The organism is Rhodanobacter terrae (assembly GCF_042657005.1).
Taxonomy (GTDB): domain Bacteria; phylum Pseudomonadota; class Gammaproteobacteria; order Xanthomonadales; family Rhodanobacteraceae; genus Rhodanobacter; species Rhodanobacter terrae.
Genome location: NZ_JBHSNG010000001.1, coordinates 252,954 through 268,231 on the forward strand (window position 1 = coordinate 252,954; position 15,278 = coordinate 268,231).

Annotated in this window: 17 protein-coding genes; 8 read left to right on the forward strand and 9 right to left on the reverse strand. The window is 66.8% G+C overall.

The window, feature by feature from the left end:
* Positions 1-44: 44 nt before the first annotated feature.
* Positions 45-488, reverse strand: coding sequence for a thioredoxin TrxC (gene trxC / locus ACFPPB_RS01185; RefSeq protein WP_377323559.1), 444 nt, complete (start codon positions 486-488; stop codon positions 45-47).
* A gap of 172 nt (positions 489-660) precedes the next feature.
* Between trxC and ACFPPB_RS01190 the strand changes: the two genes are divergently transcribed.
* The gene (locus tag ACFPPB_RS01190) at positions 661-1,071 is read left to right on the forward strand and encodes a hypothetical protein (RefSeq protein WP_377323840.1); all 411 of its coding nucleotides are present in this window, start codon (positions 661-663) and stop codon (positions 1,069-1,071) included.
* A gap of 482 nt (positions 1,072-1,553) precedes the next feature.
* Here ACFPPB_RS01190 and ACFPPB_RS01195 read toward each other — a convergent pair whose 3' ends face one another.
* The 6 genes from ACFPPB_RS01195 to ACFPPB_RS01220 form a co-directional block, all read right to left on the reverse strand.
* Positions 1,554-1,727, reverse strand: a complete 174-nt coding sequence (locus ACFPPB_RS01195; RefSeq protein ID WP_377323561.1) for an SH3 domain-containing protein — start codon at positions 1,725-1,727, stop codon at positions 1,554-1,556.
* A 44-nt stretch (positions 1,728-1,771) separates the two neighbouring features.
* The gene (locus tag ACFPPB_RS01200) at positions 1,772-3,076 is read right to left on the reverse strand and encodes an amino acid permease (RefSeq protein WP_377323563.1); all 1,305 of its coding nucleotides are present in this window, start codon (positions 3,074-3,076) and stop codon (positions 1,772-1,774) included.
* Positions 3,069-4,151: an aromatic ring-hydroxylating oxygenase subunit alpha gene (locus ACFPPB_RS01205; RefSeq protein ID WP_377323565.1), complete on the reverse strand. Its 1,083-nt coding sequence runs from the start codon at positions 4,149-4,151 to the stop codon at positions 3,069-3,071. The genes ACFPPB_RS01200 and ACFPPB_RS01205 overlap by 8 nt, the downstream gene beginning before the upstream one ends.
* A 140-nt stretch (positions 4,152-4,291) precedes the next feature.
* Positions 4,292-5,059, reverse strand: coding sequence for an SH3 domain-containing protein (locus tag ACFPPB_RS01210; protein WP_377323567.1), 768 nt, complete (start codon positions 5,057-5,059; stop codon positions 4,292-4,294).
* Positions 5,060-5,177: 118 nt separating this feature from the next.
* Positions 5,178-5,780: a peptide-methionine (R)-S-oxide reductase MsrB gene (gene msrB / locus ACFPPB_RS01215; protein WP_377323569.1), complete on the reverse strand. Its 603-nt coding sequence runs from the start codon at positions 5,778-5,780 to the stop codon at positions 5,178-5,180.
* A gap of 116 nt (positions 5,781-5,896) precedes the next feature.
* A complete protein-coding gene (locus ACFPPB_RS01220; protein WP_377323571.1) occupies positions 5,897-7,618 on the reverse strand; it encodes a cytochrome c biogenesis protein DipZ in 1,722 nt (573 codons plus the stop codon).
* Positions 7,619-7,817: 199 nt separating this feature from the next.
* Here ACFPPB_RS01220 and ACFPPB_RS01225 point away from each other — a divergent pair, with 199 nt between their 5' ends.
* Both ACFPPB_RS01225 and ACFPPB_RS01230 read left to right on the forward strand, forming a co-directional pair.
* A complete protein-coding gene (locus ACFPPB_RS01225; RefSeq protein WP_377323573.1) occupies positions 7,818-8,423 on the forward strand; it encodes an RNA polymerase sigma factor in 606 nt (201 codons plus the stop codon).
* A gap of 4 nt (positions 8,424-8,427) precedes the next feature.
* Positions 8,428-9,093: an NrsF family protein gene (locus ACFPPB_RS01230; RefSeq protein ID WP_377323575.1), complete on the forward strand. Its 666-nt coding sequence runs from the start codon at positions 8,428-8,430 to the stop codon at positions 9,091-9,093.
* A 250-nt stretch (positions 9,094-9,343) separates the two neighbouring features.
* Here the strand turns inward: ACFPPB_RS01230 and ACFPPB_RS01235 are convergent, their stop codons facing one another.
* Positions 9,344-9,826: a YajQ family cyclic di-GMP-binding protein gene (locus tag ACFPPB_RS01235; protein WP_377323577.1), complete on the reverse strand. Its 483-nt coding sequence runs from the start codon at positions 9,824-9,826 to the stop codon at positions 9,344-9,346.
* A 94-nt stretch (positions 9,827-9,920) separates the two neighbouring features.
* Between ACFPPB_RS01235 and ACFPPB_RS01240 the strand changes: the two genes are divergently transcribed.
* Positions 9,921-11,093, forward strand: coding sequence for a BaiN/RdsA family NAD(P)/FAD-dependent oxidoreductase (locus ACFPPB_RS01240; protein WP_377323579.1), 1,173 nt, complete (start codon positions 9,921-9,923; stop codon positions 11,091-11,093).
* 70 nt (positions 11,094-11,163) lie between these two features.
* Positions 11,164-12,048, forward strand: coding sequence for an NAD(P)-dependent oxidoreductase (locus tag ACFPPB_RS01245; protein WP_377323581.1), 885 nt, complete (start codon positions 11,164-11,166; stop codon positions 12,046-12,048).
* A 116-nt stretch (positions 12,049-12,164) separates the two neighbouring features.
* Here the strand turns inward: ACFPPB_RS01245 and ACFPPB_RS01250 are convergent, their stop codons facing one another.
* Positions 12,165-13,049, reverse strand: coding sequence for a PhzF family phenazine biosynthesis protein (locus ACFPPB_RS01250; RefSeq protein ID WP_377323583.1), 885 nt, complete (start codon positions 13,047-13,049; stop codon positions 12,165-12,167).
* Between the two features lie 207 nt (positions 13,050-13,256).
* Here ACFPPB_RS01250 and ACFPPB_RS01255 point away from each other — a divergent pair, with 207 nt between their 5' ends.
* The 3 genes from ACFPPB_RS01255 (at position 13,257) to ACFPPB_RS01265 (ending at position 15,264) form a co-directional block, all read left to right on the forward strand.
* A complete protein-coding gene (locus ACFPPB_RS01255) occupies positions 13,257-13,868 on the forward strand; it encodes a rhomboid family intramembrane serine protease (protein ID WP_377323585.1) in 612 nt (203 codons plus the stop codon).
* Positions 13,865-14,704 (forward strand): histone H1-like repetitive region-containing protein, encoded by an 840-nt coding sequence (locus ACFPPB_RS01260; protein ID WP_377323587.1) that lies wholly within the window; start codon positions 13,865-13,867, stop codon positions 14,702-14,704. Before ACFPPB_RS01255 ends, ACFPPB_RS01260 begins: the two co-directional genes overlap by 4 nt.
* Positions 14,705-14,859: 155 nt before the next feature.
* Positions 14,860-15,264 (forward strand): hypothetical protein, encoded by a 405-nt coding sequence (locus ACFPPB_RS01265; protein WP_377323589.1) that lies wholly within the window; start codon positions 14,860-14,862, stop codon positions 15,262-15,264.
* The last annotated feature ends 14 nt before the right edge of the window (positions 15,265-15,278 follow it).

The window sequence follows — 15,278 nt, forward strand, 5'->3', positions numbered from 1 at the left end:
CTTGCGGCTCCCGTGTCATGAGGGGCAAGAACCGAGCGTGCGGATCAGCCGCGCGCCAGCGAGCCTTCGATGAACTGCTGCAACTGCGCCGCGTTCAGCGCGCCGGACTGCCGTGCGATCTCGCGCCCCTGCTTCAGCATGACCAGGGTGGGAATGCTGCGGATGTTGAAGCGCTGAGCCAGCTGCGGCTGCGCCTCGGTGTCGAGCTTGGCCAGCCGCAGCCGCGGTTCGAACTCGCCCGCCGCCTGTACGAACACGGGGGCAAAACCGACGCACGGCCCGCACCATGGTGCCCAGAAATCCACCAGTACCGGCAGGTCGCCGCGGGCGGCGATCGCCTCGAAATTCGCGCTGGTCAGTTCCACCGGATGGCCGTCGAACAGCGCCTGCTTGCAGCGGCCGCAGTTCGGATGTTCGCCGACACGCTCGGCCGGCACGCGGTTGAGCGCGTTGCAGTGCGGACAGGGGATGGCCAGCGGCGTACTCATGGCAGACTCCGGCAATGGGCGGCGCACGGCGCCATGACCGACAACATGGCGGCGCCGGCCGAAAACCCAAGCCGTCTGCAGGTAGCCGAAGCCATTGAGCATGCAGAATCATGTCCATGAATCCGGGGCGCCCCTGTCACCGCCGATATGGCGCGTCGTCGTCGCACTCGGCATGTGCTGGACGCTTCCGAACACCTTGCTCGGTCTTCTGGCGGGGTTCATCGGTCTAGCGTTCGGCGCACGCATGCGCTGGCAGCGGAGCGAGCTGGCGCTGGTAGTGCGGCGCTGGCCCTGGGGAGCGGGCGGCGCGCTGACGCTCGGCAACGTCATAGTGCACACGGGAGAGCGGCTGGATACGTCGTGCCTTACCTATGCGCATCGCGCCGGCCACGGTATCGAGCCGCCGGTGTCATTGGCCGACCACGAGCGCGCCCATGTGTACCAGTACATGCTGCTGGGGCCGTTGTTCCTGCCGCTGTATCTGGCGTGCGGTGGCGTCAACGCGCGCAATCCGTTCGAGCGCTCGGCGGACCGCTATGCCCAAAGCGGGCGAGGCTGGTGGCCATGGGCTGGGCGCCGCTGATCCGGCGCTGCAGCCTCGATCTCGCCTGGACGGGATCTGTCACGGTGACGCAAATCCATCAGTTGCCCTGGTTGCCTCTGTTTTTCCTGTCGGCAGGGGCCGGCTTGGCCTGTGGCTTGGGGCGCTGGCCTTGGCCAGGGCGATTGCCTTGACCCCGGCGACGGCCGATGGCCATTACCTGGATTACCGATGCCGGGACGCGGCGGCCTGTTTCCGCCGCCGGGCTGCGGGCCTGGTGGCGGCCGGTGGATGGGCCGTGGCGGCGGGCGACCGATGGTCGGTCGGCAATACCAGTAGTTGCGCTGTCGATAGAACGGGCGGTTGCTGTAGTAGTTGCCCCAGTAGGTGCCGATCACGAAGCTGATGATCGGAATGCCGATGCTGCCGCCGTATTCCTGCACCGCCACCGGTCGGTTTTGATACCGGTATTCGATGGAGGTCCCGGCGACCCAGCCACGCGCACCCATCGTGGTCACATCGCATCATTCCCAGCCAGTGGTGCAGTCCTGGATATTGACCGGGGCGCCGCCCGGAATCGTGAGGATGAGCGGGTATTCCGCGCCGGGCCCGGCGCGCAGATTGACGTTGCCGGTGACAAAACCGTCGGCGGCCTGGGCCAGCGCGGGTAGCGTCAGTGCATCTGTAATTGCGTTCATGCGCGTTCTGCCACCTCGAGCCTGCTGCAGCAATCGCGCAAGCACTACGGATGATCTGCAGCGTCACTGAGCGTTGTGCGGTAACGCTGCCAGGCATAAATCGGCAGCCCGGCCAGTACCAGCACGCCGCCCCACAGCAACGATTCCATGCCTGTTCCGAACAGCGCCCATGCGCTGTAGAGCAAAGCGCCCGCGGCCACCAGCTTGCGCAAGCCTGCGGCGCCGGGATCGATACGCCACCACGCCAGCACGCTGATCAGATACGGCAGCAGGCAGGTGGCGGTGGACAGCAGGATCGAGAAGGTGAACAGCGCGACCAGGTCTCGACTGTAGTTGGCGGCGATCAATGCGCTGGCCAGCACGCTGCTTAGCAGCAGGCCGAAACGTGGCGTGCCGTGACGATCCATTCGCGCAAACGCCGCGGGAAATACCCGGTCCTGCGCCGCCGCCAGCGGCGTCTGCGCCTGCAGCAGCACCCAGCCGTTGAGCGCGCCGAAGCAGGAGACCGTGGCGACCACGCCTACGCCGATGCCGGCCAGCGGCCCCCACAATCGGCTCGCCGCCTCCGCCATCGGTGCCGCCGAATTGCGCAATACGTCAATCGGCAGCAGGCCGATCACCACGGTGCAGGCCAGCATGGTGGTAAGTCCGGCGATCAGCATGCCGATCACGGTGGCGCACGGTACCGTTCGTTCGGGATCGTGCACCACGCCGGTCGGCACCGTCGCCGATTCCAGACCGAGCAGAGCCCACAGCGTCAACGCGGCTACTGCGGTGGTGGTCTGCAGCAGGGGCTGCCCGCTGGGATTGAACGGCCGGTACGCGCCGGCGTGGATCCAGCCCAGGCCGATCACGCCGAACAGCACCAGCGGCACCAGCTTGAGCACGGTGGCGACGAGTTGCATGCGCGCGGCCTCGCGTACGCCGGCCAGATTCACCGCGGTGCAGAACCACAACGCACCGAGCGCGCAGAACGCGCCGCGCAGCGGCGTGGCGGTTGCCGCCGGCCATACCGCGCCGAGGCTGCCGGCGAAGGCCACCGCGATCGCCGCGTTGGCCGTCCAGACGCTGACCCAGTAACTCCATGCCGCGACGAAGCCGATGCCGTCGCCGAACGCCTTGCGCGCGTAGCCGTAACCGCCGCCGTGATTGCGCATCGCCTGCGCCAGCCATGCGTAGACTAGCGCGAGCAACAGGGCGCCGCCGAGGGTGAACCCCCAGCCGAGCACACTGGCCGCGCCGTACGGCGCCAGTGCGGCGGGCAGCAGGAACACGCCGGAGCCGATCATGTTGCCGACTACCAGCGCGATCAGCATCCACAGCCCGAGCGGCCGCGTGCGGCTAGTCATGCATGCCGCGATAAGCGCGACGCAGCAGTTCGTGGAAGTGATGCACCGCGTTCTCGCGCAGCGGATTCAGGCGGCCGGCCTCGTAAGAGCCGGAGGCCAGGCCGCGCTGCACGTCCTGGCAGATCGTCACGTCCTCCTCCTGTACCTCGTCGCTGAATGCGATGTCCCTGGCGCGGCGCTCCAGTGCTTCGGGCGTGGCCGCCGGTGCGTAATAGAAGTCGAATTCCACCCGGCAGCGATCCAGGCCCAGCGGCAGTACGCGGTTGGTCTGCAGGCGGCCGGGCAGGATGTTGAGCATTGCGTTCGGATAGAGGAAGTAGTACAGCGCTTCGCCGCTGCCGTAGAGATCGTCGCCGCTGTCCAGCGGACTGAACTGGAACGAATACCAGTCCGCCGTTTCGGTGACGTAGCTGCGGTAATCGAGCAATCTGTTGAGGCCGGGATGGATGTGCGGGACGTGGTAACCCTCCAGGTAGTTGTCCACGTAGACCTTCCAGTTGCACGCCACTTCCCAGCTGGCGCGATGATGGAATTCGTAGCCGGGGAGCGAACGATCCGGTCCCAGCCGCGCATCGATGCCGGCGACGAAATCCTCGAACGGAGGCGCTTCGCCGGTGGCAACGAATACCAGCCCCTGCCACACCTGCACGCGCACTTCCGGCAGCCGGATCGTGGATGGGTCGAAGTCCGGCGTGCGTCCCATTTCCGGTGCGCCACGGAGCACGCCGTCCAGCCCGTAGGTCCAGCCGTGATAGCGGCAGCGCAGGGCGCTGGCGCCGCGGCCGTCGCAACTGGCGATCGGGCCGGCGCGATGCCGGCAGACATTGTGGAACGCGCGGATCGTGGACTCGTCGCTGCGCACGACCAGCAGCGGCAGCGCCGCGATCTGGGTCACCACGTGATCGCCCACGCCGCTCAGCTGGGATCGATGGCACACCAGCTGCCAGCTCCGCGCGAACACCGCGGCGTCGTCGATTTGCGGCATGCGGGGGTCGGTGTAGTAACGCGCCGAAAGCGCCATCGCATGATCCAGCGGTTGCGCGACAAGCACGTCGGGAGAGAACAAGTCGGCCATCGGGCGATTCGCCAATCAGTTGCGATGCTGGAGTATCGACCGCTGCGGGCGCGACGGGAAGGGCGCCATGGCAGGGCGCGCCGTCCCGGGTCCGGCAATGATGCGGCGAGTGATCGACGTTCGCGTCGCGTGATCAGCGATCAATGACCGCTGTCGTCGCGGTGATCTTCCTTCTTGCGTTGGGCCGGCTTGGCCTCGTGACCGCCGTGTGCCTGCGCTTCACCACGCGGGGCGGCCCGTTCAGGCGGGCGGGCACCGGGGATCGGGCCACGCTGCTGCGGTACGCCGACCTGTTCCGCCCGCTGGTACGACGGAGCGGGCCGATTCTCGTAGGTGCCACGCTGCCGGGGTTGCGCGCGTTCAACGGCTTGCTCTGGACGCCGGTATGGCGGCGCAGCCCGCTCCTCGCCTCGATCACGCCGTTGCCCGCCACCTTCGGGGATCGGTCGTCCCTCATACGGGCGACTCATCGGCGGCGGCGGCGGGCGGCGGCCGATGGGACGGCTGTACCACCGATCACGGTCGCGATAGAACGGGCGGCTGCGATAATAGTGGCCCCAGTAATCGCCGATCACGAAGGTGACGATCGGTATGCCGATCTGCGCACCGTACTCGGGCACCAGCACCGGTCGGTCATCGTATTCGTATTCGATGTAGTTGCCGGCGATCCAGCCGCGATTGCCGAAGACGATTACGTCGCACCACTCCCAGCCGTCGGTGCAGCCTTGCACGTCGACCTCGGTGCCGGCCGGAATCTGGTCGATCAGCGGGTAATCCGGGTCGGGTCCGGCGCGCAAGTTGACGTTGCCGGTGACGTAGGCATCCGCAGCTCGCGCCAGCGCGGGAAAGGCCAGTGACAGCGACGCCACCGACAGTGATGCGAGAGCGAGCCGGGTCAGGCGTTTCATGCGGGCAGTCTCCAGCGGGTGGATGTCGTCTTCTCTTATGCGCGTGCCGACGTGACGAAATCGTTGGCGAATGGCCAATCGGTTCGGCCCGGTCAGGTCCGGTTACATCAAGGTTTATTCAGGCTTTCGTCCGCGCCACGAACCGCAACGCCACCGAATTCATGCAGTAGCGCAGCCCGGTCGGCGGCGGGCCGTCGTCGAAGACGTGGCCGAGGTGGCTGTCGCAGCCGGCGCAGCTGATCGCGGTGCGTTCCATGCCGAACGTGCGGTCGCTGTATTCGATCACGTTGCGCCTGGCGATCGGCTGCCAGAAGCTGGGCCAGCCGGTGCCGGAATCGAATTCGGTGGCGGCGTCATACAGCGCCGTGGAACAGGCCATGCAGCGAAACAGGCCGGCGACGGCGGGCTTCTCGTGTTCGCCGCTGAACGCCGGCTCGGTGCCGTCGCGGCGCATGATCTCGTACGAGGCCGGCGACAGCCGCCGACGCCATTGCGCGTCGGTCAGGACCAGTTTGGGTACCTGGCGGGGGCCGAGGTCGCGGCCGTCGTCGCCGAAGATTTCCAGCAGCACGTTGCCGGGCCGGCCGACCGGCGTGTTGTCGGCAGCGAACAGGCGCGGCACGACCAGGCCGCCGCCGACGGCCAGCAGCGCGCCGCCGGCGAGCGTCGCGCGCAGGAAACGGCGGCGATCCATCGCGAGGGTTTCATCAATGCGTGACATGGCAACCTCCGGGGGTTGGAAAGGTACTTTGGGTAGGAGCGCACCCTGTGCGCGATGCTTTTTGCTGCATCTCGCGGAAGCCATCGCGCACAGGGTGCGCTCCTGCCGAGGTCGAATCAGCCGAACGTGAATGCGTAGGCCTGCACGCCGGGATCGAGGAAGGTGATCTGGAACAGCCGCTCGCCGCTGCCGCTGGCCTGGCGCACCAGCTGGTACAGGCGCTGGCTGGTGACGGTGCCGTTGCCGTCGGCGTCGGTGTCCATGCCGTGATCGGCGCCGGGCGCCTTGCCGTCGATGGTGACGCGGAAGCGGACCGGCTTGCCGTCGCCGGCAGGGCCGAGCACCAGGTGCAGGTCGCGGCCGCGGAAGCGGTAGACGATGCTGCCGCCGGCCTGCTCCAGCTGCGCATTTTCGTCACGCACGGTCCAGTGCCCGCCCAGCGACCACTGGTCGGCCGCCAGCGTGCCGGGGACGCGGTAGTCCTGCTCCTCGTCGTTCGCTACGCGTCCGCCGACGAAGTTCTGCGCGCGGGCATAACCGACGTACGTTTCCGGCGAGCGGGTGGGATCGTTCGATGCGGCTGCCTCGACGCCTTGATGGTTGTCGCTGACGTAGCCCCCCGGCAGATTCTTCTGGCCCGCCACGGTCAGCAGCTGGCGGATCACGTCCTCGCTTTCCCGGTAGTTGCCCTCGCCGAAATGGTGATGGCGGATCTGTCCGGCGGGGTCGATGAAGTAATGCGCCGGCCAGTATTCGTTGTTGAAGCCTTTCCAGATCGCGTAGTCATTGTCCAGCGCGACCGGGTAATCGACACCAAGATCCTTGACCGCCTTGGCCACGTTGGCCGGATCTTTCTCGAACGCGAATTCCGGTGCGTGCACGCCGATCACCACCAGGCCGTGATCCTTGTACTTGTCGGCCCAGCCGCGCACATACGGCAGCGAGCGGATGCAGTTGATGCAGGAATACGTCCAGAAATCGACCAGCACCACCTTGCCGCGCAGCGATTCGCTGGTCAGCGGCGGGCTGTTGAGCCATTGCGTGGCGCCGGCCAGCGACGGCATCTGGCCTTCCACCGGCAGCGGTTCGCCGGCTTTCAGCGCCGCTTCGGGCGCCGGTGCAGGGCGAACGGCGTTGATCAGCTTCTGTTCGATACCGCCGGTGCTGGCCAGCGAGACACGGGTGAGCAGGCCGGTATCCAGACCCAGTGCGATCGCGGCGACGCCGCACAGCACCAGCACGCCGAGTGCGCGGCGGACCCACTCGCCGGCGCCCAGCGAGCGCTTCATCAAGCCGAAGACCTTGCCGCCGATCAGCAGCGCCAGCCCCAGCGAAGTCGCCGCGCCGGCCGCGTAGGTGAGCAGCAGCAAGGTGGTCTGCACGCTGGCGCCGTTCAGCGCCGCGCCGGTCAGCAGCAGGCCGAGGATGGGACCCGCGCACGGTGCCCACAGCAGGCCGGTGGCGACGCCGAGGCCGGCAGCGCCCCAGATCGATTCGCCGTCGCCGGCCGAGCGCTGCGACAACCGGTTGCCCAGCGCCACGAACGGGCGGCTGATCCATTCGGCCAGATGAGTCGACAGCAAGGTCAGGCCCAGAAAGGCCAGCACCACCATCGCGACGTAGCGGCCGTACTGGTTCGCATGCACCGCCCAGCCACCGCCCAGTGCAGCCAGCGTGGCCACCACGGCAAAGGTGATCGCCATGCCCAGCAGCATCGGCAGACCGTTGCGCATGAACGGGCGGTCGGAGCGGGCGAACACGAACGGCAGCACCGGCAGGATGCAGGGGCTGAGGATGGTCAGTACGCCGCCGAGGTAGGCGAGGATCAACACGAGCATGGGAGCGTCATCCGAGGGAGGTTGCCTGGTTATTCGCCGGCAGGCCGGCAGCGGTTACCTGCGGGGTGCCAGCAGCTACGAGGTAACCCCTGCGGCGGATGCAGCGAAGGTCATTCAAGTGTTCCTTTGTGGACCGAGCATGTCGCAACCCTTGACCGCCACCGGCTTCATGGGTCTAGATAGTGGACTTCCCCGTGGGATGAGTCTCGTCTGGACCGTGCCTGCCGCAGCCGCCACCGCCAGCAGCAACGAAACGCCCGACCAGCGTCGGGCGGCGTGGATGGCTGCTGCGCAGGCGGGCGACCGGCGCGCCTACGAGAAGCTGCTGGCCGATTCGGTGGCATTGATCCGCGCGGCGGCGCGGCGGCAGGGCGTGGCGCACGATCATCTGGATGACGTGGTGCAGGAAACCCTGATCACCGTGCACCGCGTGCGTCACACCTACGATCCGGCCCGTTCCTACGATGCCTGGATCACCGCGATAGCCAATCGCCGGGCGATCGATGCGCTGCGCAGCCGTGGGCGTCGCGACAGTCGCGAGCTGCACGACGAATTCGCGCTCGACAGCCACCCCGACGTCGACGATGCCAGTGCCGTCACCGAAAGCGGGCAGCGCGCTCAACGTTTACATGAGGCGATCGCCGAATTGCCGCCGGGGCAGCGCGAGGCGGTGGAGCAACTGGGCCTGCGCGAGCTCTCGCTGAGCGAGGCGGCCGAGCTGACCGGCCGCAATAGCGGCGCATTGAAAGTGAACCTGCATCGCGCGCTGAAGGCGCTGCGCGAACGTTTCCATGGAGAGCACTGAGACCATGTCCGATCTGCGATCCCATGAGGCACTGATCGACCGCCTCGGCACCGACCTGGTGCCGGTGCGGCGTCTGCTGCCGCCATGGCTGCGCACCGTCGGCTGGATGCTGGTGGTGGCGGCGATCGCCGCCGTACTGCTGATGCATTACGGCGCAGATCCGATGTTGCGGCGCTGGGCCGCCACGCCGGATCTGGGCTGGGCCGGCATGGGCGCGGTGATCACCGCGATCACGGCGGCCTGGGCTGCGTTCGCGCTGGGTGTGCCGGGGCGTCCGACGGCCTGGGCATGGTTGCCGTTGCCCGGAGCCGTGCTGTGGATCGGAGCCAGCGGCCTCGGCTGCCTGCGGCTGCACCTGCGGAATGTAGTCGCTGCCGGGACCCAGCTCCCCACCATGCATCAGTCGGCCGATTGCCTGGTCTTCATCATCAGCTTCTCGATCCCGCTGTCCGCGCTGCTGATCCTGCTGGTGCGCCGCGCCTGCCCGTTGCGGCCGGTGCTCACCGCGGTGCTGATCGGGCTGGCCAGCGCCGCCGCCTCGGCCAGCCTGCTGGAGATCTGCCACGCGTTCGACGCCGCCGCCACCGATCTGCTGACACACGCGCTGGCGGTAGCCGTCGTGGTGGCAGTCAACGCCGTGATGGGCGGCCGGCTGCTCTCCAAAACCTAGAACCTCCGCCCTTGCGGTAGGAGCCCGCTAGCGGGCGATGCTCTTGTTTTAATTTTTCCTACCAATCATCAAAGCAAAAGCATCGCCCGCCAGCGGGCTCCTACAAGAAGCGATGCGCGTTCGATCGCCAAGGGGGCGATGCGCGTTCAATCGCCAAGGGGGTGATGTGCGTTCGATCGCCAAGGGGGCGATGCGCGTTCAATCGCCAAGGGGGCGATGTGCGTTCAATCGCCAAGAAGGCCATGTGCGTTCAATCGCGGAAATTGTCGAACTGCAGCGGCAGCTCGACATCGGCCTTGCGCAGCACGGCCATGGCATCCTGCAGGTCATCGCGCTTCTTGCCGGTGACGCGCAGCTTGTCGCCGTTGATCTGTGCCTCGACCTTGAGCTTGGCGGCCTTCAGCGAGGCGACCAGTTTCTTCGCGACCGGCTGCTCGATGCCTTGCTTGACGGTGATCTTCTGCCGCGAGCCACCCAGGTTGGTTTCCGGGTCGCCGACATCGAGTGCGCGAATGTCGATCTTCCGCGCCACCAGCCGGGCGCGCAGGATGTCCAGCATCTGCTGCAGCTGGAATTCGCTGGGTGCGCTCTGCGTGATGACGAACTCGTCCAGCGTGTACGACGCGTCCTGGCCCTTGAAGTCGAAGCGGGTGGACAGCTCGCGGTTGGCCTGGTCGACCGCGTTGGTCAGTTCGTGTTTGTCGACTTCGGAGATCACGTCAAAGGAAGGCATGGCGGCGGCTCGCTGGAAACAGGGGCAAAGTGTAAGCGATGCGACTGGGCGATAATGCGCGACTTGTGCGGTGTAAGGGTGCGGATTCGTGAAAATGGACGTGCTGGTCATCGGCGCCGGCGCCGCCGGGCTGATGTGCGCGATCGCCGCGGGCCAGCGGAGCCGCCGCGTGCTGGTCGTCGATCACGCCAACAAGGTCGGCAAGAAGATCCTGATGTCCGGCGGCGGCCGCTGCAATTTCACCAATACCGGAGCGACCCCGGCGAACTACCTCTCGGCCAATCCGCATTTTGCCAAGTCCGCGCTGGCGCGTTACACCCCGGCCGATTTCATCGCGCTGGTCGAGAAGCACCGCATCGCCTATCACGAGAAGGAGCTGGGGCAGCTGTTCTGCGACGACTCGTCCAAGCAGATCGTGCGCATGCTGCTGGACGAATGTGCCGCCGCCGATGTCACGGTGGAAGCGAACTGCGGTGTGCAGAGAGTGCGCAAGACGCCGGAAGGTTTCAGCGTGCTCACCGCGCGCGGCGAAGTACATGCCGAGTCGCTGGTGGTGGCCAGCGGCGGCCTGTCGATTCCCAGCATGGGCGCCAGCGGGTTCGGTTACGAACTGGCCCGCCAGTTCGGCCATGCCGTGCTGCCCATGCGTGCCGGACTGGTGCCGCTGACCTTGAGCGGCAAGCATCAGGAGCATTACCAGGACCTGGCCGGCGTGGCGCTGCCTGCGGTCGAGACGCGCGTGGGCAAGCAAAGTTTTCGTGCTGGTCTGCTGTTCACCCATCGCGGCATCAGCGGGCCGGCCATCCTGCAGATTTCCTCGTACTGGAAACCCGGCGATGATCTGCGCATCGACCTGCTGCCGGATCAGCAGGCCGGCGAATGGCTGATCGGCCAGCGCGCGGCGCGGCCGCTGGCGGAACTGAAGACCGTGCTCGGCGACGTGCTGCCGAAGCGGCTGGCGCAGCGCCTGTGCGAGCAATGGTTTGAGAGCCGCCCGATGCGCCAGTACCGCGACGCCGAACTGGGCCAGATCGGTACGCAGCTCAACGCGTGGCCGATCACAGCCAGCGGCACCGAAGGCTACCGCACCGCCGAGGTCACCCTGGGCGGGGTCGATACCGACGGACTGTCCTCCAGCACGATGCAGTCGAAGCTGGTGCCGGGGCTGTATTTCATCGGCGAGGTGGTGGACGTCACCGGCTGGCTGGGCGGCTACAACTTCCAGTGGGCGTGGGCATCGGGACAGGCGGCGGGTGAAGCCGTCTAGCTCGCGACTTCGCGCATCATGAACACATCGCATGCTTCACTGCGCGGCAGTCGACGATGAGGATGCCTGCATGAAAGTCGGATTTATCGGTCTTGGCGCGATGGGTAGCGCGATGGCCAGCAACCTGCTGGCGGCCGGCCATGCGCTGACCGTGTGGAATCGCTCCGAAGCGGCGACCGGACCGCTGGCCTCGCTCGGCGCCAAGGTGGCGCGCACGGCCGATCGGGCCGCGCAGGGCGAGGTGCTGTGCAGCATGCTGGCGAACGACCAGGCGGTGCGCGAGGTGTTCCTCGACGGCGGCCTGCTCGATGCGATGGATCGCGGCACGGTGCATGTGAATCACGCCACGATCTCGGTGGCGCTGGCACGGCAGCTCGCGGAGGAACATGCGAAACGCGGGCTGGAGTACGTCGCGGCGCCGGTATTTGGACGTCCGGACGTGGCGGCCGCGGCGAAGCTGAATATCCTTGTCGCCGGCTCGTCGGCGGCGATCGAAAGAGTGCGGCCGTTGCTGGACGCGATGGGCAGCAAGCTGTGGCCGCTGGGCGACGCGCCGGAGCGCGCGAACGTGGCGAAGATCGCCGGCAACTTCATGCTGGCGGCGGCGATCGAGAGCATGGCCGAGGCGACCGCGCTGACCCGCGGGCACGGCGTCAGCGCGGCGGATTTCCTCGACGTGATGACCAATACTCTGTTCGCTGCGCCGGCTTACCAGGGCTACGGCAAGCTGATCGCCGAGCAGCGCTTCAAGCCGGCCGGATTCACGCTGCCGCTGGGCCTGAAGGATGTCGAGCTGGCTTTGACGGCAGGATCGGCGGCACGGGTGCCGTTGCCGTTCGCCGGCGTGTTGCGCGACAGCTTGCTGGAGGCGCTGGCCGCCGGCGATGCGGAACTGGACTGGTCGGCGCTGGCGCTGGTGGCCGCGCGCCGCGCCCACCTGGACGAGCCCCTGTAGAAGCATGCCTTGTGCGCGAAAGCTCTTGCCCGGACCCGGGTCAACGGCGATCGCGCACAGGGTGCGCTCCTACGACGGCGGAATGGACGGCAGGTGCCGTCGGGTGAACCGGTCGCTCAGCCTTGCGGGTCCCACGCCAGCGTGCCGTCGACTACGGTATGGCTGCGTCCGCCGACCCAGATCGACGTACCGTCGATCCGCACGACCAGCCGCGCATCGTGGCCGATCTCGCGCCCCTGGCTGACCTGGTAGCCGCGCGCCAGCGTGCCGTGCGGTTCGGCATGCGCGATATAGGCAGCGATCAGGCCATTGGCGGCGCCCGAGGCGGGATCCTCGACGATGCCGACGCCAGCGGGGAGCGCGCGCACGACAAGTTGATAGTCGGGATGGGCGCTTCTTGCGAAGGCGCACAACCCCATGCTGTCGCTGGCCCGCGCCAGCGCGCCGATCGCCGCATGATCGGGCTGCCATGCCCGCAGGCCGGCTTCGTCGGCGACCTCGGCCAGCCACCAGCGCCGCCCGCCGTCGACCAGCGCCGGCGGCAGCACGCCGAGTTCGATGCCGGCCAGTGCCGCCGGCAGCAGCGGATGCGCTGCGGGGCCGGTATCCAGCACGCGTTCACCGGGCGACTGCAGCAGCAGCTCGCGGCCGTGGCCGTTGCCCTCGACACGGATCGGCAGCACCCCGGCGCCGCACTCCTGCCACAGCAGGCCGTCGCAGGTTTCGGCCAGTCCGCAGGCCAGCGCGGCATGCGCGCTGCCGATGCTGGGATGGCCTGCGAACGGGATTTCCTTGTTCGGGGTGAAGATGCGCACCCGATAGCTCGCTTTCGGATCGGTCGGCGGCAGCAGGAAGGTAGTCTCGACCAGCGCCGTCCAGCGCGCGAAACGCTGCATCGCCTGGTCGCTCCAGCCCTCCGCGCCGATCACCACGCCAAGATGATTGCCGCCGCCGAGGGTGGCGGCAAAGACGTCCAGGTGCAGGTAACGGAGCGAGGCCATCGATAGATCCGTCAGGCGGCAAACGGCCGCGTAAAACGCCGGATCATAGCGGTGCGGCGGTGTCCTGGGCAGTGATCTTTCGGAATATCAGCGCCGCGGGCAGGACATAAGCGATGGCCAGGCAGGCGGCGGCGCCTGCGGAAAGTCGACAAGCGTGGGCCGGCACGCCAAGATGCCACGCTTTGCGCATCTGCCGCGGGAACGTTCATGCCTATCACCCTGGTCATCGTCGCCATCACCAGCATCGTCTCGTTCATGGCCTTCAAGAACATCCGGTTGATGAACGACCTGATCCTGTGGCCCCCGGCGATCGCCCGCCAGCGCGAATACCACCGGCTGGTGACCTACGGGGTCGTACACGCGGACTTCTCCCATCTGTTCGTCAACATGCTGACGCTGTATTTCTTCGGCCAGGCGATGGAAGGATTCTTCACCAGGGCGCTGGGCACCTTCGGGTTTGCCCTGTTCTATCTCGGCGGCCTGGTGGTGTCGATCCTGCCGACTTACCTGAAGAATCGCGACAACCCGAACTACCGCAGTCTGGGTGCTTCCGGCGCGGTGTCGGCCGTGCTGTTCGCGTTCATCCTGTTGGCGCCGTGGGCGACCATCAATGTCTTCTTCGCGATTCCCATTCCCGCGATCATCTATGCCTTGCTGTACACCGGCTACTCGATCTACATGGACCGCCGCGGGCACGGCAACGTCAACCACAGCGCGCATCTGTGGGGCGCGGCGTACGGCGTGGTCTTCACCTTGCTGGTGAACCAGCGGGTACTGCCGCATTTTCTCGATGCGCTGCTGCATCCCGGCATGCGATGAGCGATCCATTGTTGGCAGGACCTTCCTTCCGATGCGCCGATGATGAATGGATCCTGCGGCGAAGGATGCCTGCAGTGGCGCATGCGCGCATACTGGCATGGTCCCATCGATCACCGCAGGAGAACGAACGCATGGCTATGACCCGCAAGTCGGCTGCGAAGAAGTCCGCGGCAAAGAAGGCACCCGTCAAGAAGAAAACGTCTGCTCAGAAAGCAGCCTCACGCAGCGCCGCCAAGCCGGCGCCGCGCAAGGCGGCAGCGAAGAAAGTCGCCGCCAGGAAATCAGCGACAAAGAAGACCGCCGTACGCAAACCCGCGGCGAAGAAGCCCGCCGTGAAAAAGGCGGCCGCGAAGAAAGCGGTGGCAAAAAAGGCCGCGACCAGGAAGCCGGCCGCGAAGAAGGCCGTCGTCAAAAAGCCCGTCGCCAAGAAGGTCGCCGTAAAGAAGGTTGCGGTAAAGAAGGCCTCCACGAAGAAAGTCGTACAGAGGAAAGCGGCAGCCGGCAGGCCGGTGGCTCCCAAAGCCGTCAAGCGTCCGTCTGCCAAGCCCGTTCCCGCCAGTCCCAAGTCAGCTGTACGCAAAACCGTACCGGCCATACCGGTGGAGGCGCCGATCCAGCACATCAGCCAGGAAGATGCGGTGGCGAAGATCCAGGCGCTGCTGGAGGCGAAGCAGGAACGGGTCCGGCAAGGGCCGAGCTGGCCCGACGCCGATCAGGCGCATCCGGCGTCGAATGGCGCGGAGTTGCATCCGCCGATATCGGCCGAAGGCGGCGCGGGCGGCGATGGCCGCGTGCTGGCGCCGCAGCGCGGCGAGCAGAGCAAGCGCAAGGACTGATCGGCGGCTGCCACTCGACGGCAGCCTTCGGGCGATGTCCTTTCGGTATTTGCACATGGCTGGCAGGTAAATGCCGGTCGGCCATGCGCCGAAAGCTCAGTAGACGTTCAAGCATGGCGTCCTAGCGTAGTACCGTCACTTGGTGGAGACGGATCATGAAACGCCTGTTGGCCAGCTTCGCCCTGATCGCCGCCTTCGCGGCGTTGTCAGGCTGCTATTACGATCCGGGTTACAGCTACGTGCGCGGCGGCGGTTATCGCGGCGATGCGTACTACGGCTACGGTGGCAACGCCTACTATGTGGCACCGGGCTACTACGATAATTATTACTACGGCAGCGGCTATTACGGATGTTGTTACGCGCCGGGCCTGAGCATCGACTATTACAGCGGCCCGCGCTATCGCTACTACGGGGGCGGCGGTTACCACGGTGGCTACCACGACCATGATCGCGGCGGCTATCGGGGTGGCGACCACCGTGGTCATGACAGCGGCAGACAAGGCCATCAGTCGTCCGGCAGTCGTGGCCGCCGCGATACCCGCCACCACGACGATCATTGACCATCGTGATCGTC